Source organism: Kitasatospora sp. NPDC058478, from assembly GCF_042720345.1.
Lineage (GTDB): Bacteria > Actinomycetota > Actinomycetes > Streptomycetales > Streptomycetaceae > Kitasatospora.
In genome coordinates, this window is the sequence record NZ_JBHXML010000114.1 from 1 (window position 1) to 20,378 (window position 20,378).

General features: G+C 72.8%; 13 protein-coding genes, 1 pseudogene and 1 riboswitch. Of the genes and pseudogenes, 3 read left to right on the plus strand and 11 right to left on the minus strand.

The genetic code is table 11. The features are described 5' to 3' along the window. Together ACFWPT_RS38900 and ACFWPT_RS38905 are read left to right on the plus strand one after the other, a co-directional pair. Nucleotides 1–80: pseudogene (locus ACFWPT_RS38900) on the plus strand (ABC transporter ATP-binding protein); the annotation flags it as partial. Between the two features lie 64 nt (nt 81–144). After that, the gene (locus tag ACFWPT_RS38905) at nt 145–2,703 is read left to right on the plus strand and encodes an ABC transporter permease (protein WP_380487642.1); all 2,559 of its coding nucleotides are present in this window, start codon (nt 145–147) and stop codon (nt 2,701–2,703) included. A gap of 200 nt (nt 2,704–2,903) precedes the next feature. Here ACFWPT_RS38905 and ACFWPT_RS38910 read toward each other — a convergent pair whose 3' ends face one another. The 7 genes from ACFWPT_RS38910 to ACFWPT_RS38940 all read right to left on the minus strand — a co-directional run bounded on the left by ACFWPT_RS38910 (nt 2,904) and on the right by ACFWPT_RS38940 (nt 11,202). Further along, nucleotides 2,904–4,271, minus strand: coding sequence for an NAD(P)/FAD-dependent oxidoreductase (locus ACFWPT_RS38910; RefSeq protein WP_063348030.1), 1,368 nt, complete (start codon nt 4,269–4,271; stop codon nt 2,904–2,906). Nucleotides 4,272–4,699: 428 nt separating this feature from the next. Continuing rightward, nucleotides 4,700–5,635: an exopolyphosphatase gene (locus ACFWPT_RS38915; protein WP_380487654.1), complete on the minus strand. Its 936-nt coding sequence runs from the start codon at nt 5,633–5,635 to the stop codon at nt 4,700–4,702. 2 nt (nt 5,636–5,637) lie between these two features. Beyond that, nucleotides 5,638–6,306 carry a DUF501 domain-containing protein gene (locus ACFWPT_RS38920; protein WP_079136261.1) on the minus strand — a complete coding sequence of 223 codons (669 nt, stop codon included), beginning with the start codon at nt 6,304–6,306 and terminating at the stop codon, nt 5,638–5,640. Next, the gene (locus ACFWPT_RS38925) at nt 6,278–6,790 is read right to left on the minus strand and encodes a septum formation initiator family protein (RefSeq protein ID WP_380379519.1); all 513 of its coding nucleotides are present in this window, start codon (nt 6,788–6,790) and stop codon (nt 6,278–6,280) included. The genes ACFWPT_RS38920 and ACFWPT_RS38925 overlap by 29 nt, the downstream gene beginning before the upstream one ends. Before the next feature lie 231 nt (nt 6,791–7,021). Continuing rightward, the gene (eno, locus tag ACFWPT_RS38930) at nt 7,022–8,308 is read right to left on the minus strand and encodes a phosphopyruvate hydratase (RefSeq protein WP_363588371.1); all 1,287 of its coding nucleotides are present in this window, start codon (nt 8,306–8,308) and stop codon (nt 7,022–7,024) included. A gap of 267 nt (nt 8,309–8,575) precedes the next feature. Then, nucleotides 8,576–9,511 carry a transglycosylase family protein gene (locus ACFWPT_RS38935; RefSeq protein ID WP_380487644.1) on the minus strand — a complete coding sequence of 312 codons (936 nt, stop codon included), beginning with the start codon at nt 9,509–9,511 and terminating at the stop codon, nt 8,576–8,578. Between the two features lie 5 nt (nt 9,512–9,516). Next, nucleotides 9,517–9,684, minus strand: a riboswitch (cyclic di-AMP (ydaO/yuaA leader). A gap of 210 nt (nt 9,685–9,894) precedes the next feature. Further along, on the minus strand, nt 9,895–11,202 hold the full coding sequence (locus ACFWPT_RS38940; RefSeq protein ID WP_380487646.1) for a cytochrome P450: 1,308 nt from the start codon (nt 11,200–11,202) through the stop codon (nt 9,895–9,897). Between the two features lie 275 nt (nt 11,203–11,477). Here ACFWPT_RS38940 and ACFWPT_RS38945 point away from each other — a divergent pair, with 275 nt between their 5' ends. Continuing rightward, nucleotides 11,478–11,903 (plus strand): SDR family NAD(P)-dependent oxidoreductase, encoded by a 426-nt coding sequence (locus ACFWPT_RS38945; RefSeq protein WP_063348037.1) that lies wholly within the window; start codon nt 11,478–11,480, stop codon nt 11,901–11,903. Between the two features lie 17 nt (nt 11,904–11,920). Here ACFWPT_RS38945 and ACFWPT_RS38950 read toward each other — a convergent pair whose 3' ends face one another. The 4 genes from ACFWPT_RS38950 to ACFWPT_RS38965 all read right to left on the minus strand — a co-directional run. Further along, on the minus strand, nt 11,921–12,949 hold the full coding sequence (locus ACFWPT_RS38950) for a MazG family protein (protein ID WP_063348038.1): 1,029 nt from the start codon (nt 12,947–12,949) through the stop codon (nt 11,921–11,923). A gap of 91 nt (nt 12,950–13,040) precedes the next feature. Further along, the gene (mfd, locus tag ACFWPT_RS38955) at nt 13,041–16,694 is read right to left on the minus strand and encodes a transcription-repair coupling factor (protein WP_380487648.1); all 3,654 of its coding nucleotides are present in this window, start codon (nt 16,692–16,694) and stop codon (nt 13,041–13,043) included. A 765-nt stretch (nt 16,695–17,459) separates the two neighbouring features. Further along, nucleotides 17,460–18,842 carry a hypothetical protein gene (locus ACFWPT_RS38960; protein ID WP_380487650.1) on the minus strand — a complete coding sequence of 461 codons (1,383 nt, stop codon included), beginning with the start codon at nt 18,840–18,842 and terminating at the stop codon, nt 17,460–17,462. Between the two features lie 266 nt (nt 18,843–19,108). Next, nucleotides 19,109–20,378: SUKH-4 family immunity protein (locus ACFWPT_RS38965; RefSeq protein ID WP_380487652.1), on the minus strand; the 1,270-nt coding region annotated here is incomplete at its 5' end.

The following is a 20,378-nucleotide window of genomic DNA, read 5'->3' on the forward strand; positions in this document are numbered from 1 at the left end:
TCGACGAACTCCACCACCCCACCGCCGACACCGTCCTGGACCGCATGCGCCGCTTCGACGCCAAGGGCCGCACCAGCTAGAGCATCCCGCCAGCCAGGGCCAGCCAGCCCAGCCGCCGCCCCTACGCGAAACCCAGGACACCCCATGTACCGCACCGCACTGCGCAACGTGCTGGCCCACAAGGGCCGACTCCTCATGACGGCGCTGGCCGTCATGCTCGGCACCGCCTTCGTCGCCGGCACCATGGTCTTCTCCGACACCTTCGGCAAGGCCATGCGGGACAACAACTCCAAGAGCTACTCGGACGTCTCGGTCCAGGTCGTGGACTACTCGGCCGGCTCCCGCGCCGGCGCCAAGCAGAAGAGCGAGAGCGGCAACGCCTCGCTCACCGACGCCACCGTCCAGCAGCTGGCCGCCCTGCCGGGCACCGCCAACGCCCGCGGCGTGGTCAGCGGCTTCACCGGGGTCGCCGACCGGAGCGGCAACCTGATCGGCCAGTTCTGGGCCGCCAAGGGCGCCAACTTCGCCCCGGCCGCGGACGGCAAGGACCCGCGCTACCCGATGGCCGAGGGTCAGGGCCCGAAGAACGGCAAGGAGATCGCCCTCGACCGCAAGACCGCCGACAAGGCCGGCTACAAGATCGGCGACACCGTCCGGATCGCCATCAACGGCCCGGTGGTCGAGGCGAAGCTCACCGGCGTCTTCACCACCGACGACCCGGTGGTGAACAGCGGCGGCACCCTCACCCTGTTCGACCGCACCACCGCCCAGCAGCTGCTGCTGGAGCCCGGCCACTTCAGCAGCATCGTGCTCACCGCCAAGCCCGGCACCAGCGAGGACGCGCTGCTCGCCCAGGTCCAGCCCAAGGTGCCGTCCGGCCAGCACTTCGACGTCGAGACGGGCGCCAAGCTCAAGGCCGACGAGCAGGAGATGATCACCAAGGCCACCGACAGCATGCGCACCATGCTGCTGGTCTTCGCCGGGATCTCGCTCTTCGTCGGCATCTTCATCATCGCCAACACCTTCACCATGCTGGTCGCCCAGCGCACCAAGGAACTCGCGCTGCTGCGGGCGATCGGCGCCAGCCGCAAGCAGGTCACCCGCTCGGTGCTGGTCGAGGCCCTGGCGATCGGCACCGTCGCGGCGCTGGCCGGGCTGCTCGCCGGCATCGGGATCGGCGCCGGCATGCAGGCCCTGATGAGCCAGCTGAACGAGAACATGCCGCACGGCACGCTGGTCATCAAGCCGCTCACCATCGCGGTGACCCTGGCCGTCGGCGTCCTGGTGACGGTGCTGTCCGCCCTGCTGCCGGCCGTGCGCGCCTCCCGGATCGCCCCGGTGGCGGCGATGAGCAGCGGCGACCAGCCGACCAGCCAGAAGAGCCTGCTGGTCCGCAACGCGATCGGCTCGGCGCTCACCGCCGGCGGCCTCGCGCTGATCGGCTTCGGCGCCTCCACCGGCAACGACAGCGGCCGCCTGCCGGTCGGCCTCGGCGCCCTGCTCGCCCTGATCGGCGTGTTCGTCCTGCTGCCGCTGCTCTCCCGCCCGGTGGTCGCGCTGATCGGCCCGCTGCTGCGCGGGCTCGGCGGCACCCCGGGCAAGCTCGCCCAGCAGAACGCGGTCCGCAACCCGCGCCGCACCGCGTCCACCGCCGCCGCGCTCACCATCGGCCTGACCCTGGTCAGCGGCCTCACCGTGATCGGTGCCTCGGTCGGCGGCGCGATCGACAAGGCCGTCACCAGCTCGATGAAGTCCGACTACATGGTCTCGGGCGCCAACCACATGAGCCTGTCCGAGCAGGTGCCCGGTGAGATCGCCAAGGCCCCCGGGGTGGCCGCCTCCTCCGCGGTGACGACCGCCAGGTGGGAGCTCGACGGCACCGGCGTGACGATCACCGGCATGGACGCCGGCTCCTTCGACCAGCTCGCCGAGGTCAAGCTGACCAGCGGCGCCACCGCCGCCCTCGGCCAGGGCAAGGTCCTGGTGGACCAGGAGCTCGCCACGAAGCTCCACGTCACCGCCGGCTCGACGATGGCGGTCTCCTACCCGGACCAGTCCACCGGTCAGCTCACCGTCGGCGGCGTGTACGAGAAGGGCGGCATGCTCGGCTCGGTCCTGCTGGCCAACAGCGAGGTCGCCAAGCACGAGGCGAAGCCCTACATCACCGACGTCCTGGTCAAGGGCAAGGACGGCGCCACCTCCGCGCTCAAGCAGTCCCTCAAGGACGCCACCGGCGCCAACCCGGTGATCGACGTCAAGTCCAAGCAGGACGTCCGCGACGACTTCAGCCAGACCATCACCTTCGCGCTGAACCTGATGTACGGCCTGCTGGCGATGTCCGTGCTGGTCGCGATCCTGGGCGTGATCAACACGCTGGCGATGTCGGTCTTCGAGCGCAAGCGCGAGATCGGGATGCTGCGGGCGATCGGCCTGGACCGCCGGGGCATCAAGCGGATGGTCCGCCTGGAGTCCGTGGTGATCTCGCTGTTCGGCGCCGGCATCGGCCTGCTGCTCGGCTGCTTCATCGCCTGGGCGATCAACGGCACCCTGAAGTCCAGCCTGAGCGGCCTGACCACCGTCCTGCCGTTCGGCCAGCTGGCGCTGTTCCTGGCCCTGGCCGGGGTGGTCGGCCTGGTCGCCGCGATCTGGCCCGCCCGCCGGGCGTCCAAGCTGGACATCCTGGAGAGCATCAAGACCGACTGACCGCCCCTCACGGGCCCGCCCAGCGGGCGGACGACGAGAAAGGGCCCCTGCCGGAGGGTTTCGGCAGGGGCCCTTCTACTTCTGTACTCCGCCCGGTCGCACGGCCGGCTGAGCACCACGGAGGTCGTGGTCCGGCGACACTGCCGGGCGGAGGGCCTCCGACTCATACCCCGGTGCTCCCACACCGGGGTCGCAGTCGCTTACTTGCTGGCGAGTTCCTTCTCGGCGGCCGGCTTGGCGGCCTCCACGGGCTTCGTGGGCGCCGTGACCTCCTGGATCGGCAGGCGCGGCTGCTCCATCTGGGAGAGGCCGACCATCTCGCGCTTCAGGAACATGGCCAGCGTCCAGTCGGTGAAGACCCGGACCTTGCGGTTCATGGTCGGGACCATGGCGCCGTGGTACGCGCGGTGGAACCACCAGGCCAGACGGCCCTTCAGCTTGACCTTGCCGAAGAGGATCGCGACGCCCTTGTGCAGGCCCAGGCCGGCGACCGCACCGAGGTTCTTGTGCTCGTAGTTCTTCTGCGGGAAGCCCCGCATGCCCGAGATGACGTTGTCACCGAGGACGGCGGCCTGGCGCACGGCGTGCTGCGCGTTCGGCGGGCACCAGGCGCCCTCGCCGGAGGCGAGGTCCGGGACCTGGGCGTTGTCGCCGGCGGACCAGACGTAGTCGAAGCCCTGGACCTGGAGGGTCGGCGCGGTGTCGACGTGGCCGCGCGGGCCCAGCGGCAGGCCGAAGTTGGCCAGCACCGGGTTCGGCTTCACGCCGGCCGTCCACACGATGGTGGAGGCGTCCATCTCCAGGCCGTTCTTCAGCACCACGTGCTGGTCGACGCAGGAGTCCATCGAGGTCTCGATGTAGACCTCGATCTTCCGCTCCTCGAGCTTCTCCTTGGTCCACAGACCGAGGTCCGGGCCCATCTCCGGGAGGATGCGGTTGGCCGCCTCCACCAGGACGAAGCGCATGTCGTCACGGCTGACGGTCTTGTAGATCTTGGCGGCGTCGCGCGCCATGTCCTCGACCTCGGCGATCGTCTCGACACCGGCGAAGCCGCCGCCGATGACGACGAAGGTCAGGGCCTTGCGGCGGACCTCCTCGTCGGCGGTGGACTCGGCCTTGTCGAGCTGGGCCATGACGTGGTTGCGGAGGCTGATGGCCTCCTCCACCGTCTTCATGCCGATGCCGTGCTCCGCCAGACCCGGGATCGGGAAGGTGCGGGAGACCGAGCCGGTCGCGACGACCAGGTACTCGAAGGGCAGCTCGTAGCTGTCGCCGGCCGCGGGCTGGATGGTGGCGACCTTGCGGGCGTGGTCCACACCGGTGACCGCACCGGTGAGCACCTCCGCCTTCTTGAGGGCGCTGCGCAGCGGCGCGACGAGGTTGCGGGGCGCGACGTTGCCGCCGGCCGCCTCGGGGAGGAAGGGCAGGTACGTCATGTACGACCGCGGGTCCACGACCGTGACGGTCGCTTCGCCGTAACGCATCTTCTTGAGGATGCGCATCGCGGCATACAGGCCGACGTAACCACCGCCGACAATGAGGATGCGAGGACGCTCCGTGGTGCTCATATCCGAAAGTATCCAGCACCGTCCGGAGCAGCCTTCGTGAGCCCGGTCACAAGCTTCTGGACACCCCGTGCTACACTGCGCGGCCGCAAATCCGGGCCCAGCGCGCCGGCTCACGGCCTTGGGCGCCCCCTCGTGGGCGCACGCCGGAATACCACCCTGCTGAGCAGCAACGATCCGTACGGCGCCCGGGTTCCCGCTCGTGATTTCGATTTTCAAACCTCAACCGAGGCTTGACCTGCGATCCAGGGGTCGTCACGGCGAGCAGACCTTCGGTCCCACATTTCGGACGTAGCGGGCGAGCGGGTGCGACGAATGACTGGATCGCCATGTGAAGAAATTCACGAACTTTCCCGCACCGGTCCGGGCGCGCCCCGGCCCCGGACCCCCGAAAGGGGTGCCGGGGCCGGTCGGGTAAGGCCCGCAGGAGGTCAGGAGGCCATACTCCAGGCGATGCCGTCCAGGATGTCGTGCTCGCTCACGACCACCTCGGCCGCGCCCGTCCGCTCCATGATCTCCAGCAGCTCCAGCGCGCCGGCCGCGATCACGTCCACCCGGCCCGGGTGCATCGACGGGATGGCCGCGCGCTCGGCGTGGGTGGCACCCAGCAGCTCACGGGCGATCCCGGCGACCCGCTCCCGGCCGATCCGCGAGTGGTGGATCGCCGCCGAGTCGTAGGCCGGCAGGTCCTGGGCGATCGCGGACACCGTGGTGACCGTCCCGGCCAGGCCCACCAGGGTGGCCGCGCCGCGCAGCGGGACGACCTCCTCGGCCTTGTCCAGCTCGGCCCGCACGTGCGCCCGGGCCGTCTCGATCTGCTCCGGCGAGGGCAGCTCGGCGCCGCCGAAGTGCCGCTCGGTGAGCCGGACGCAGCCGATGTCCACCGAGCGCGCCGCCTGCACGTCCGCACCGCCCAGCACGAACTCGGTCGAGCCGCCGCCGAGGTCGAACACCAGGTACGGCGCCGGGAACTGGCCGCCGGTCAGCTCCCTGGTGGCGCCCACGAAGGACAGGTGCGCCTCCTCCTCGCCGCTCACCACCTCGGGCTCGACGCCCAGGATCGCGCGCACGCCCTCGACGTACTCGTCGCTGTTCTCGGCGTCCCGCGAGGCGCTGGTGGCGACGAAGCGGGTGCGCTCCGGGCCGACCCCGAACCCCGCGATGACCTCCCGGTACTCGCGGCAGGCCGCGAAGGTGCGGGCCAGCGCGTCCGGGTGCAGCCGGCCGGTCTGGTCCACGCCCTGGCCCAGCCGGTTGATGATCATGCGGCGGTCGAGGTCGGTGATCTCCCCGGTGGCCGGGTCCAGGTCGGCGACCAGCAGCCGGATCGAGTTGGTGCCGCAGTCGATCGCGGCCACCCGTGTCATGCTCACGCGGACTCCCCGGGGTCGGACTCCTCGGCGGCCCGCTTCTTCGCGGCGCGCTCGGCGGCCTTCTGCTGCTTGGCCTCGATCACGGCCTGGTGGTCCTGCTCCTTGGCCCGGTTGCGGGCGACCCGCCCACCGGCGGCCTCGACCTCGGCCGGGGAGACGCAGGGGCCCTTGGCCCACCAGTCCTCCAGCAGGCCGATCGCCTCGTCGCCGAGCGGGTTGACGCCCTCGCCGGCCGCCAGCGAGTGGCCGACCAGCACGTGCAGGCACTTCACCCGGTCCGGCATGCCACCGGCGCTCGGGAAGCCCTCCAGCACCTCGATGGCGTCGCGCCGGGCGATGTAGTCCTCGTGCGCCTTCTGGTAGGCGGCGGCCAGCTCCGGGTCCTCGGCGAGCCGGGCGGTCTGCTCCTTCATCACGCCGTCCGCCTCCAGGGTGCCGATCAGCGAGGCGGCCTTGGGGCAGGTCAGGTAGTACAGCGTCGGGAACGGCGTGCCGTCCGGCAGTCGGGGGGCCGTCTCCACGACGTCCGGGTTGCCGCAGGGGCAGCGGTGCGCCACGCCGCGCAGGCCGCGCGGCACCCGGCCGAGCTGGGCGGCGATGGCGGCGACGTCGGCGTCGGAGACGGCGGGGTGGTTCTCAGTGGTCATGGGGGGAGGTGTCTCCAGCGGGGGACGGTGGGAGCGGACGGGGGGAGGCGGGGGCCGGGGCGGCGGCGTCGGTGGTGTCGGCGGCGTCGACCGAGTCCCAGATGCTGGCGTACCAGGGCTTGGCAGCCCGCGCCGAGCCGCCGGACGCGCCGTCGGAGGCGGCCGAGCCGGCGGCGGCAGCGGAACCGGTGGCGGACGCCGAGGGCCGGGCGGCGGCCGGACCGGCCGGATCCACCGCGATGTACGGGGTCTCCCCCGGCATCGCGTAGTGCAGCCGGGCGCGGGCCTGCGCCTTGACGTACTCGGGGTCCTGCCAGCGGGCCTTCTCCCGGCGCAGCTGCTCGACCTGCTGGCGGGAGCGGTCGGCCTTCGCCTGCTGGGCGGAGATCTCGGCGCGCTGGGAGATGAACTGCCGCGTCGGGTAGGCGAGGATCGCCACCAGCGAGCAGAGCACCAGGACGAGGACGGTCGCCCGGCTCGTGAAGCGAGGCCGGGCCGCCAAGCCCGGGATCCTCCAGCCTGCCATCTCCCGTTCCCCTCCTGGTCGCGACGGTGCCCCGCCGTCCACCCTACGGGGTGAACGGCGGGGCACCAGTCAGGCGTGCTCACCGGTCGGCGGAGCGACCGTGCTCGCCGCTCCGAGGAACGGCTGAGCCTGCTGCTCCGCGGAGCGGCTGAGCTTGCTACTCCGCAGAGCGGCTGTGCTTGCTATTCCGCGGAGCGGCTGTGCTTGCTATTCCGCGGAACGGAAGCGCGGGAAGGCGCCGCGGCCGGCGTACTCGGCGGCGTCGTCGAGGATCTCCTCGATGCGCAGCAGCTGGTTGTACTTGGCGACGCGCTCGGAGCGGGCCGGGGCGCCGGTCTTGATCTGGCCGCAGTTGGTGGCGACGGCCAGGTCGGCGATGGTGACGTCCTCGGTCTCGCCGGAGCGGTGCGACATCATGCAGCGGTAGCCGTTGCGCTGGGCCAGCTCGACGGCGTCCAGGGTCTCGGTCAGCGAGCCGATCTGGTTCACCTTCACCAGCAGCGCGTTGGCGGTGCCGGTCTCGATGCCCCTGGCCAGGCGGGCCGGGTTGGTGACGAACAGGTCGTCGCCGACCAGCTGGACCTTGTCGCCCAGCTTGACGGTCATGGCCTTCCAGCCGTCCCAGTCCGACTCGTCCAGCGGGTCCTCGATGGAGACCAGCGGGTAGGCGTCGACCAGCTCGGCGTAGTACTCGATGAGCTCGGCGGCGGAGATGGCCTTGCCCTCGAACTGGTAGGCGCCGTCCTCGTAGAACTCGGACGCGGCGACGTCCAGGGCGAGCGCGATGTCGCGGCCGGGCACGTAGCCGGCCTTCTGGATGGCCTCGGTGATGAGGTCCAGGGCCTCGCGGTTGCTGTCCAGGTTCGGCGCGAAGCCGCCCTCGTCGCCGAGGCCGGTGGACAGGCCGCGCTCCTTCAGCACGCCCTTGAGGGTGTGGTAGACCTCGACGCCCCAGCGGACGGCCTCGGAGAAGGACTCCGCGCCGATCGGGGCGATCATGAACTCCTGGATGTCGACGTTGGAGTCCGCGTGCGAACCGCCGTTGAGGATGTTCATCATCGGAACGGGCAGCACGTGCGCGTTCGGGCCGCCCAGGTAGCGGAACAGCGGCAGGTCGCTGGCCTCGGAGGCGGCGTGCGCCACGGCCAGCGAGACGCCCAGGATCGCGTTGGCGCCGAGCGAGGACTTGTCCGGGGTGGCGTCCAGGTCGAGCATGGCCTGGTCGATCAGGCGCTGCTCGGTGGCGTCGTAGCCGACCAGCTCCGGGCCGATCTGCTCGATGACGGCCAGGACGGCCTTCTCCACGCCCTTGCCGAAGTAACGGTTCTTGTCACCGTCGCGCAGCTCCAGCGCCTCGAAGGCGCCGGTGGAGGCACCCGACGGGACAGCGGCACGACCGGTGCTGCCGTCGTCGAGGCCGACCTCGACCTCGACCGTGGGGTTGCCACGCGAGTCGAGAATCTCACGGGCTACGACGACATCGATGGACGGCACGAGGCATCTCCTTGCGGAAGCAGGGTCCGGCTGACGTTGGGTGCTGCCGGCGGGACGATTGCGGAGTCGTTACGACCAGAGCCTAACCGCCCCGGCCCCCGGGGCCGCGCTGGCCTCGGTCCCGTCTCAGCGTGTGGCCCCGCTACCCACCAGTAGTTCACCTGCTTGCCTGATCGAAGCGGGCGAATACGGGGGAATGCGGGCGAAGGGGGACGGCGCCCGTCCCCCTTCGCCCGCAGGGCACGGGCCGCTCAGGGCCCGGGCCGCTCAGCCGAGGTGCAGCACCTGGCCGGGCATGATCAGGTTGGGGTTGCCGCCGACGGTGCCGCGGTTGCCGTCGTACACCGACTGCCAGCCGCCGGACACGCCCTGGGCGGCGGCGATCGTCGACAGCGTGTCGCCGGCCCGGACGGTGTAGTCGTGACCGCCCTGCGCGGCGGCGGGCTGCGCGGGCTGCGCGGCCGGGGCGGACTGCGCGGGCTGCGCGGGCTGCGCGGCGCGGGGCGCGTACTGCGGCTGGGCGGCGGGCTGGCCCGCGTACTGCTGGTAGACGCTCTGGTGGCTGGTCCAGTACCAGGCGCCGTTGTTCTGGTACCAGTACACCTTCGCGTCGGCGTCCCAGCCGGCCTTGCCGGAGAAGCCCTGGGTCTGCGGCTGCGTCTGCTGCGGGGCCTGCTGGACGGGCTGCTGGGCGGCCGGCTTCGGGGCGGCCTGCTGGACCGGCTGCTGGGCGGGCTTCGGGGTCTGCGCCTGCTGGGTCGGCTTGGCGGCGGACTGCTTGGCGGGCTTGGCGTCCGTGGAGGTGTCCACGGAGGCCGGGGCGCCGCCCTTGCTCAGACCGGCCTTCTGGGAGCAGACGGGCCAGGCGCCCGGACCCTGCGAGGCCAGCACCTTCTCGGCGACCGAGATCTGCTGCGCCTTGCTGGCCTGGTTGGCCTGCGGGGCGTAGGAGGTGCCGCCGTACGCCTTCCAGGTGCTGGGCGTGAACTGCAGGCCGCCGGAGAAGCCGTTGCCGGTGTTGATGCTCCAGTTGCCGCCGCTCTCGCACTGGGCGACGGCGTCCCAGGTGGAGGCCGGGGCGGCGGAGGCGCCGGTGGCGGTGAGGAGCGGCATCGCGAGTCCGACGCCGGCCACACCGGCGACGGCGATGGCCTTCTCGGTCTGGGTGCGACGACGGTGGCGGCCAGTTCCAACGAACAGCATGACGAGGTCCCTCTCCGCACGCCTGCGAGGTGAGCTGTCGGGTTCGGACCGGGAGGTGGCCCGGCCGCCGAAAGCGGAAACGATTCCGCTCGGGCGGCTTCACCCCAAGCCGTTGGGGAACGGCAACAAACCTGGTTCCCCCGCCCCTGCCCAGGGTCTGGTCGGTTTCCCGTGACGCGGCGGGCAGGATTCGGCGTTCCGCGCACGAGGTCCGCAGCTGCGAACTCCAGGGAGAGTAGACAGATCATCAGACCAATAACAAGCTCATATCACCGATATCACGCACAAATTACGGCGCGTGGTCAATCGCCTACCAACGGCGGCGGTATGTCCGGATTAATGCGGGTTCAGACCCGGCTCCACGACCCGCCGGAGACGCGCCGTCAGCGTGTCGGAGCGTCGGCCGGCGCGACCGGCGCGTGCGGAGAGCGGGCCTCCGGAGTGAATTCGACCGGGAGTTCCCGCAGGCCACGCATGATCAGGCCGCCCCGCCAGCGCAGGTCCTCCGGGTTTTCCGCGAGCCGCAGGTCCGGCAGCCGGGAAAGCAGCGTGGTCAGTGCGCTCCGCCCCTCCAGGCGGGCCAGCGGGGCGCCGATGCAGTAGTGGATCCCGTGGCCGAAACCCAGGTGCGGATTGTCCGTGCGGGCCAGGTCCAGGGTGTTCTCGTCCGCGAACCTGGCCGGATCGCGATCCGCCGCGGCCAGCACCACCAGCACCGGATCGCCCACCGGGATGTCCACCCCGCCGATCGACAGCGGCCGCGTCGCGAAGCGCCACGTCGCCATCTCCACCGGCCCGTCGTAGCGCAGGAGTTCCTCGATCCCGGTGTCCAGCAGCGCCGTCTCGCCGCGCACCACCGACTCCTGCAGCAGCCTGCGCTGCTCCGGGTTGCGCAGCAGCGCGTACGTGCCGTTGCCGATCAGGTTGACGGTCGTCTCGAACCCCGCGAACAGGAGGATGAACGCCATCGCGGCGGCCTCGTTCTCGTTCAGGTGCTCGCCGTGGTCGCTCGCCCGGATCAGGCCCGAGATCAGGTCCTCGCCCGGATCCGCCCGCTTGCGGTGGATCAGCTCCAGCAGGTACGCCCGCATCCGCTTCACCGCCCGCCCCACGCCGCCGCGTTGGCCGCCTCCGTGGCCCGGCTTCGTGTGTCGCAGCATCATCCCGGCCCAGTCCCGGAAGTCGTCCTGGTCCTCGGCCGGCACGCCCAGCAGGTCGCAGATCGCGTAGATGGGGAGCGGGAACGCGAACTCGTGGATCAGGTCCGCCGAACCGCGCTGCGCGAAGCCGTCGATCAGCCGGTCCGTGAGCTGCTGCACCCGCGGCTCGAACTCCGCCACCCGGCGCGGCGTGAACGCCTTCGACACCAGCCGGCGCAGCCGGGTGTGGTCCGGCGGGTCGATGTTCAGCAGATGCGTCATCAAGTCCGCCTGGCGCTCCCCCGGAATTCCCACCCGCCCGGTGCGGTGCGCCTGCTCGCTGTGGTGCGCCGGGTTCTTCGACAGCCTGCTGTCCGCCAGCGCCTGCCGCGCGTCCGCGTAGCGGGTCACCAACCAGGCCTCCACCCCGCTCGGCAGCGTCGTGCGGTGCACCGGGGCGTGCTCGCGCAACCAGGCGTAGGCGGGGTACGGATCGGTGGCGAACTCCCAGGTGAAGAGCTGCGGGGCGGCGGGGTCGGGCTGCACTGGCATGCGTCGACCGTATCCGGTGGGTCGGGGCCGCACCGCCTCCGGCGGCCGCGACCGGCGGAGCCGGATCGTCGACACCCGGCGGACGGCCCGCCAACGCTCCGTGGACGCCTCGTGGACGGTCCGTGGACAGCTCTTGGACAGCTCTTGGCCGGGCGGCGGGCGTGACCCTGGTCACCTGAGGGGTAATCCCTGTTGCGGAGGGTCAGGACCTGCCTACGATCCTCCGCAGAAATCGTGGGCGCCGGTGCGGTGTCGCCCACAGGGAGGAGCAGACCATGCGGGTCAGCGGGTCAGTCGTCGTCATCGCGGTACTCGACGGCGGATCGGGAGCCGAGCTCGCCCGCCGGTTCGCCGCCGCCGGAGCCGCCGGAGTGCTGATCGCCGACCAGCGGGCCGGCGTCGCCGAGGACCTCGCCACCGAACTCGACCGGCCGGGCTGCCCCGTCGTCGGCGTCGGCGGCGACATCCGCCGCCCCAGCGACATCGCCGCCCTCGTCGACACCGCCGAGAAGCACCTCGGCCCCATCGACCTGTTCTGCGTCGCCGGCCCCGACGGCGAGCGGATCGTCTCCCTCGCCGAACTGCCCGCCCGCCTCGACCTCGAACGCCTCGCCGAACTCCTCGCCCTCGTCGGCGAGGCCATCGGCGAAGTCGTCCCCCGGCAGCGGCGGCCGATCGAGAACACCGCCACCGCCGCCTGAGGCCCCGCCCGGGCCCGCTACTCGCCGACCGGCTTGAGGCCCTCGGCCGCGCGCACCGCGTCCCGGTAACCACGCGCGGCCGAGCGCAGCGCCGCGTCCACGTCCACCCCGGCGTCGTGCGCCCGCTGGGCCACCGCCAGCAGCAGCCGGCCCGCCGACTGCGCCGTCAGCTCCGCCGGCAGCGCGTACGGCTCGTCCGGCACGCCCGCGAAGCCCGCCCGGCGCACCCGAGACACCAGCTTCGCCGCGTACGCCAGCGACGGCAGCCCGGCCGGCACGCCGTCCAGCACCGACTCCCGGTCCGCCTTCTCGGCCGCCTTCAGCTGCTCCCAGTTCGCCTCCACCTCGGCGGCGCCCTCCGCCTCGACGTCCCCGAACACGTGCGGGTGCCGGTACATCAGCTTCTCGACGATGTCACCGGCCACGTCGTCGATCGAGAACGCCTCCTCCGGGTGCTCCTCGGCGATCCGGGAGTGGAAGAACACCTGGAGCAGCACGTCGCCCAACTCCTCGCGCAGCGTCTCCCGGTCCCCCTCCTCGATCGCCTCGACCAGCTCGTACGCCTCCTCGACCAGGTACTTCACCAGGCTCTCGTGCGTCTGCTCGGCGTCCCACGGGCAACCGCCCGGCGAGCGCAGCCGGTCCATCACCGACACCAGGTCCAGCAGCCGCGCCCCCGGCAGGTCGTACGACCCCGGCAGCACCTCGATCTCCGGCACCTCACCGGCGTGCTCCACCGCCAGCCGCGCCAGCGCGTCCGTCAGCCCCGGATCCCCGTCCGGGCTGCCCAGCCACACCGTCGGCCCGGCCCCGCCCGGCTGCCCGGTCAGCAGCCGCGCCAGCGCCGGCGCCGACCCCGCCGCCACGACCTCGACCTCCACCCCGGCCTGCCGCACCGCCGCCACCTGCGGATGCCCCGCGTCCGCCGCCAGCACCCGCCCTGCCGACCGCAGTGCCTCCCACGCCGGCCACGCCAGCAATCCGGGGGCCACCCGGTGGGTGGTCGTCAGCAGGATCAGCTTCGCGTCCGGAACATTCGTCGTCACACCCCGAACCTACCCGCCGCCCGCCCGGGGCGGGGACGGGGCGGGCGGCGGGCCCGACGGGACCCGCCCCTCCCACCGGCCCTGGCGGGCGCTACTTCTTCGACCCCGCCAGGTCGTCGAACATCGCCGACAGGAACTCGCTGCACCAGCCCAGCAGCTCCCGCCCGACCAGCGGCTTGCCGCCGATCCGCCCGGTGCTCGGCCGCGGCACCAGTAGCTGCTGGGCGGCCGCCTTGACCTGGCTGCGCGGGTAGAGCCGGTTCAGCCGCAGCTGCTGGGACTCCCGCAGCTCCACCGGCCCGAACCGGACGTTGGCCCCCTGGAGGGTGATGTCCGCGATGCCGCACCGCCGGGCGTACAGCCGCAGCGCCGCGACCAGCAGCAGGTTCTCCACCGGCTCGGGCAGCTTGCCGTAGCGGTCGACGAGCTCGTCCCGGACCTGCTGGATGTCCGCCTCCGAGTTGACCGCCGCGATCGAGCGGTACGCCTGCAGCCGCAGCCGCTCGCCGGGCGCGTAGTCGTGCGGCACGTGCGCGTCGACCGGCAGCTCGATCTTCACCTCCAGCGGCTCCTCCTCCGGCTCGCCGCCGTTCGCCAGCGACTCGCGGAACTCGGCCACCGCCTCGCCGACCATCCGCATGTAGAGGTCGAAGCCGACGCCCGCGATGTGCCCGGACTGCTCGCCGCCGAGCAGGTTGCCGGCGCCGCGGATCTCCAGGTCCTTCATCGCCACGTACATGCCGGCGCCCATCTCGGTGTGCTGGGCGATGGTGGCCAGGCGCTCGTGCGCGGTCTCGGTGAGCGGCTTCTCCGGTGGGTACAGCATGTACGCGTAGCCGCGCTCGCGGCCCCGGCCGACCCGGCCGCGCAGCTGGTGCAGCTGGGAGAGGCCGAAGGTGTCCCCGCGCTCGACGATCAGGGTGTTGGCGTTGGAGATGTCGATGCCGGACTCCACGATCGTGGTCGACACCAGGACGTCGAACTCCTTCTCCCAGAAGTCGACGACGACCTTCTCCAGCTGGTTCTCCCCCATCTGCCCGTGCGCGGTGGCGATCCGCGCCTCGGGGACGAGGTCCTTGAGCCGGGCGGCCGCCTTGTCGATCGACTCCACCCGGTTGTGGATGTAGAACACCTGCCCCTCGCGCAGGAGTTCGCGACGGATCGCGGCCGAGATCTGCTTCTCGTCGTAGGGGCCGACGAAGGTCAGCACCGGGTGCCGCTCCTCCGGCGGGGTGGTGATGGTGGACATCTCGCGGATGCCGGTGACGGCCATCTCCAGGGTGCGCGGGATCGGCGTCGCGGACATGGTGAGCACGTCGACGTTGGCGCGCAGCTTCTTCAGCTGCTCCTTGTGCTCGACGCCGAAGCGCTGCTCCTCGTCGACGATGACCAGGCCGAGGTCCTTGAACCTGGTCTCGGAGGAGAACAGCCGGTGGGTGCCGATGACGACGTCCACCGAGCCCTCGAACAGGCCCTCCAGCACGGCCTTGGCCTCGCTGTCGCTCTGGAACCGGGAGAGCGCCTTCACCGACACCGGGAAGTTGGCGTACCGCTCGGCGAAGGTGGAGAAGTGCTGCTGCACCAGCAGCGTGGTCGGCACCAGCACCGCCACCTGCTTGCCGTCCTGCACCGCCTTGAACGCGGCGCGCACCGCGATCTCGGTCTTGCCGTAGCCGACGTCGCCGCAGATCAGCCGGTCCATCGGGACGGACTTCTCCATGTCGGACTTGACCTCGGCGATGGTGGTCAGCTGGTCCGGCGTCTCCGCGTACGGGAAGGCGTCCTCCAGCTCGCGCTGCCAGGGGGTGTCCGGGCCGAAGGTGTGGCCGGGGGCGGCCATCCGGGCCGAGTACAGCTTGATCAGGTCGGCGGCGATCTCCTTGACCGCCTTCTTGGCCCGCTGCTTGGTCTTCGCCCAGTCCGCGCCGCCGAGCCGGTGCAGCGTCGGGGCCTCGCCGCCGACGTACTTGGTGACCTGGTCGAGCTGGTCGGTCGGCACGAACAGCCGGTCGCCGGGGTGGCCGCGCTTGGCCGGGGCGTACTCCAGCACCAGGTACTCGCGGGTGGCGCCCTGGACGGTGCGCTGCACCATCTCGACGTACCGGCCGACGCCGTGCGCCTCGTGGACGACGTAGTCGCCGGCGGCCAGGGCCAGCGGGTCGATCGCGTTGCGGCGCCGGGACGGCATCCGGCGCATGTCCTTGGTGGAGGACTTCTGGCCGGACAGGTCGGTCTCGGTGATGACCGTGAGTTTCAGGGCCTCGTCGACGAAGCCGTGCTCGATCGAGCCGCAGGAGACGTAGACGACGTCCCGGGTGGGCGCCTCGGCGAGGTCGGCGACCAGCCGGGCCGGGATGCCCTCGTTGCCGAGCACCTCGGCGAGCCGGGAGGCGGGCCCGTGGCCCTCCGTCACCATCACGACCCGCCAGTCGGCGGCCAGCCGCTCCTTGGCGTCGGCGATCGCCCGGGCGGTGTCGCCCCGGTAGGCCTCGACGGCGTGCATGCCGAGGGTGAGCGTGTTGGCGTCGCCGTGCCAGTCAGCGGCTCCGCCGCGGGCAAGCACCTCGTTCACGGTGGACTCGCTGGTCGCGAACGGGCTGACCGACCACCAGGGCAGGCCGATCTCGGCGGCGTGCTCGCGCACCTCGGCGAGCGAGCGCAGCGAGGCGGCGGAGACGTCGATGGTCTCCAGGTCGATCGGCCGGTCCCCGCCGGCCGCGGCCGCCACCCAGGAGGCGTGCAGGAACTCCTGGCTGGTCGCCACCAGGTCGGCGGCCCGGGTGCGGACCCGCTCGGGGTCGCAGACCACGGCGACCGAGCCGAGCGGCAGCACGTCCATCAGCAGTTCCATGTCGTCCACCAGGACGGGCGCCAGCGACTCCATGCCCTCGACCGCGATGCCCTCGGCGATCTTGTCCAGGATCTCGGCCAGCCCGGGGTGCGCGGCGGCCAGCTCGGCGGCCCGCGCCCGCACCTCGTCGGTGAGCAGCAGCTCACGGCAGGGCGGCGCCCACAGGCCGTGCTGGGCGATCTCCAGCGAGCGCTGGTCGGCGACCTTGAAGTAGCGGATCTCCTCGACGTCGTCGCCCCAGAACTCCACCCGCAGCGGGTGCTCCTCGGTCGGCGGGAAGACGTCCAGGATGCCGCCGCGGACGGCGAACTCGCCGCGCTTCTCGACCAGTTCGACGCGCGCGTAGGCGGCGGCGGAGAGCCGCCGGGCGACCTCCTCCAGGTCGTGCGACTCGCCGCGCTGGACGGCCACCGGCTCCAGCTCGGCCAGCCCCTTGACCTGCGGCTGGAGCACCGAGCGGACCGGCGCGACGACCACCTGCACCGGGCCGGCCGCCGGGTCGTCCGCCCGCGGGTGCACGATCCGGCGCAGCACGGCCAGCCGGCGCCCGACGGTGTCCGAGCGGGGCGACAGCCGCTCGTGCGGCAGGGTCTCCCAGGCCGGGTACTCGGCGACCGCGTCCGGCGGCAGCAGCGAGCGCAGCGAGGCGGCGAGGTCCTCGGCCTCCCGGCCGGTCGCGGTGACGGCGAGCACCGGACGGCCCCGCTCGCCGGCGGCCTGGCCGGCCAGTGCGCGGGCGAGCGCGGCGATGGCGAACGGCCGGGCGGCGGGCGGTCCGACCAGGTCCAGGTGGCGGCGGCCGCCGGCCGCGGCTCCGGTGGCGGTCGCCGCCTCGATGGCCTCGGCGAGCGCCGAGTCCCGCGCGACGACATCGAGCAGTCCGGTCAGACTCATCAGGGTCTCTTCTTCGTCCCGTGGCTGGTGCTGCCTCCGGGCGGCAGAGGCCTGCCGGGGCAACGCGAACGGCCCGGCACGCCGAGCGGCCGGGGGTATCCAGCCTACGCCGCGGCACGGACGCACACGCGGCGTACGGCCCGGCGGGGCCGGGCGGGAACGAACCACCGTCCGGGGCGACGAACGGCCCCGGACGGAGCCCGCGACCGGACCGCGACCGGACCGCGGACGAACCACTGGACGGAACACCGGACCGGCCGGTGGACGAACCGTCCGGCCCCTGGTCAGATTCGGCTCCGCGATCTGCCACGAACTGGACATACTCCTGTCACTGCCTGTCCATGGAGATCGCGCACCATGGTGAATGTGCCCGCCGCACCCAACCGTGGGGGATGGCTGTGGCGGCACTGTCGCACCCCCGATGGGGGTCGGAGGTGCGAGGCCGGGCGACCCTGGGTGGGGGCGCCCGCCCAAGCGCCGGGAACCGTGGCGCCCTTTCCTGGAGGGCGCCACGGGTCTCGGCCTCACTCGTGGTCGCCGCCCTGCCGGACCGCGTTCCGGCCCGCCGCCGCCACCAGGCGTGCGGCGACTACCGGCGCGACAGGTCGACGCCGTACCGCTCCTCTTCGATTCGCCGCCCCGGCCGGCTACCGGCGTCGGCCGATCGACCGCAACGCGAAGGCCCTGACCGCCCCAGCGGGAGCGGTCAGGGCCCAGGACGCGAAGCTCACCCGGCTGATCGCGGGCGAGCCGCCGGCGCGGCGGTCAGCGACGCCGGTAGCTCACCGTGTTCGGGGTGGCGTAGCCGGCACCGTCGTCCACGATGACGATCTTCGGGATGATCCGGGTCTCGTCCTGCGGCTCCTTCTCGGCGCCTTCGCCGTCGCCGTCGGCCTCCCCCGACCGGGGCGGTCCGACCGGCTTCGGCGGCGCCGCGGCCGGCACGACCGGACCGGTCGCCACCGCCCCGGCGGGCGCACCGGACGCGCCGGGCGCACTGGACGCGCCGGGCGCACTGGACGCACCGGAACCGCTCGCGGCCCCGGCGGCGGAGACCCCGCCCACGACCGGCATCCGCAGCCCGGCCGCCGGCTTCTCCCGCGCGGCCGGCGCGACGGCCTTCCGCAGGTCGGCCACCTCGATCTCGCCGGTGTCCGCCTCCGAGTCCACCGGCGCCGCGTCCACCGGCCCCGCGTCGGCGACCGCGTCCGCGGCCCGCCGGGCGTCCACCGGCCCGGCGACCGCCGCCGCCAGCCGCTCCGGCTCGATGGCGCCGACCGCCGCGCCGGTGAGCGAGGCCAGCGTGGCCTTGATGTGGTCCAGGTGCTTCTGCACGGTCTCCAGACGGCCGTCGAACTCACCCTGCTCGCGTTCGCTCGCCGCGTTGATCCGCTCGGCCTCCCGGCGGGCCTGCTCGATCAGCTGGTCGGCCTTGGCCTGGGCGTCGGTCTCCAGCTGCTTGATCCGGCCGAGCACGGTCTCCCGGTGCTGCTCGGCCTCCTTGACGCGGCGCTCGGCGGTCGCGGAGACCTGGGCGTCCTCGGCGTCGGCCTTGGTCTGGGCCTGGGCGAAGGTCTCGTCGGCCTTGCGGCGCAGCTCGGCGAGCGTGGCCTCGGCCTGCTCGCCGGCCTCGGCGGCGGCCACCCGCACCTTGGCGGCGTAGGAGGTGGCGGCGTCCCGGTCGCTGCGGCTCTCCCGGTCGGCCTCGGCCCGGATGCCCTCGGCCTCGGCGCGGGTGCGCTCGTCGGTGCGCCGGGCGGCCTGGTCGGCCTCGGAGCGGGTGGTGGCGGCGTACTCCTTGGCGGCGTGGCCGAGGGCCTGGCCGGCCTCGTAGACCTCGTCCCGGAGGTCCTCGGAGAAGCGCTCGGCCTTCTCCCGGACGGCGCGCGCCTCGTTCTGGGCCATCACCGCCAATCCGGCGGCCTGCTCGCTGAGCACCTCGTAGTCGGGCTCCGGGGCGTCCTCGGCGGCCCGGCGGATGTCGGCCAGCCGGGCCTCCATCTGCCGGAGCCCGGAGCCGAGGACGCTCAGCCGCTCCCACGCCTCGTCGCGCTGCGCGGTGAGGGCGGTGAGGGCTCGGTCGACCTGCTCGGGCGCGTAACCGCGCCGGGCAGAGGTGAAGCCGTACTCGGGGACGGCGTCGCTCATGGGCTCTTCCCCTCATGTCGCGGGCTGCGGAGCCCATGATCGGACGGAACGGACGGATCCGGAACCGGTTCGGCGGCCGGGGCCGAAATCGGACGCCTGGCGGACCGGAATACGTCGAGGACTGGACGAATAGACCCATCCTCTTGACCTATTTTGCGCAGATCTGGGCGAAACCCCAACGAGGCACAGCCACGACGGCATGCCGGAGGGGTCGTTCCAAACACCGGAACGACCCCTCCCCACCTGCGAGGATCCTCGACAACCCGCTACAGCAGGCCGTCCCAGAACTGCTCCAGCAGCACGGCCCACCACGTGTCCGCGGTCTGCAGGGCCGCCGGGTCGATCGCGGCGAGCTGCGCCTGGAAGTCGGTCGTCCAGCGACCGGCCTGGTCCGGGGTCAGCCCGTACCGCAGCCGCCACATCCGGCCCAGCAGGGCCATCGCGCGGACGAACTCCGGTACACCCGTGTTGACGAACCGGGGAGGCTGGCCGGTTCCGTCGACGTCCACGGCGACCACGTTCGCGGTGCCGTACTGGACGCAGAGCTGGCGGCCGTAGTCGTTGCCGAGCACCAGGTAGCCGCCGAAGTCCGGGGCCGCGGGCAGACCGCGCTCGGCGGCCAGCTCGGCGAGCGTCGGGATCGGCCGGCCCTCCTGCGCCTGCGCCCAGAAGAACGGGCCGAAGTCGCGCGGCAGCCCCGCCCACACCAGGGACTGCGACACCGGCTCGGGCACGCCCTGGCGGGAGACCGCGCGCTGCTCGTAGCGGAACACGTTCTGGCCGAAGGCCGCCCCGAGCTCCTGGGCGAGCTGCTGCGGCGGGAGCGGCGGCAGCGGCTGGACCGTCCCCGGCGCGGGCAGCGGCACCCGGGACGGGCGGACCCGCTGGGCCCCGGAGGCCAGCTGGTGCAGCTCGTCCAGGTGGTCGAGCAGCTCGGCCATGCCGGCCTGCCGGGACGCGTGGTCGCGGCCGTAGGCGGCGGTGTGGGTGAGCCGGACGTTCGGCCAGGACGCGGCGATCATGCGGTTGCAGTAGCCGCCCGGCAGGTCGCACGACTCCAGCTCGGTGTAGAGCTCCAGCACCTGCTCCGGCGGCACGTTCAGCCGCCGCAGGTCCTGGAGGATCTTCCACTCCGGGTGCGGGGTGCCGGGCTCGCTGCGGTGCAGCAGCTTCTGCTCGGAGCCGTCCGGGCCCCGGTAGCTGAGCGCGGCGAAGTAGCCGGGGCCGACCGTCGGCACCCCCGGCGGGACGGCAGCGCCCTGCGGCACGCCGGGCAGCGGCGCCGGCGGGACGGCCGGGGCCGCGCCGCCCGCGTTCGGGTAGCCGTACCCGGCCGCGGGCGCGGCGGGGGCCGCCGGACCGCCGGGCGGCGGCGGGACGGCGGGGCCGCCGGACGGCGGGGTGCCCGGGTCGGCCGGCACGGCGCCCAGCAGCGCCGGGTCGATCGCGCCGGCCAGCTGGGTCGCCTCGTACGCCACGCCGGCAGCAGGCGCGGCCGGCGGAACCGGGGCGGGCACCGGGGCGACGGCCCCGCGC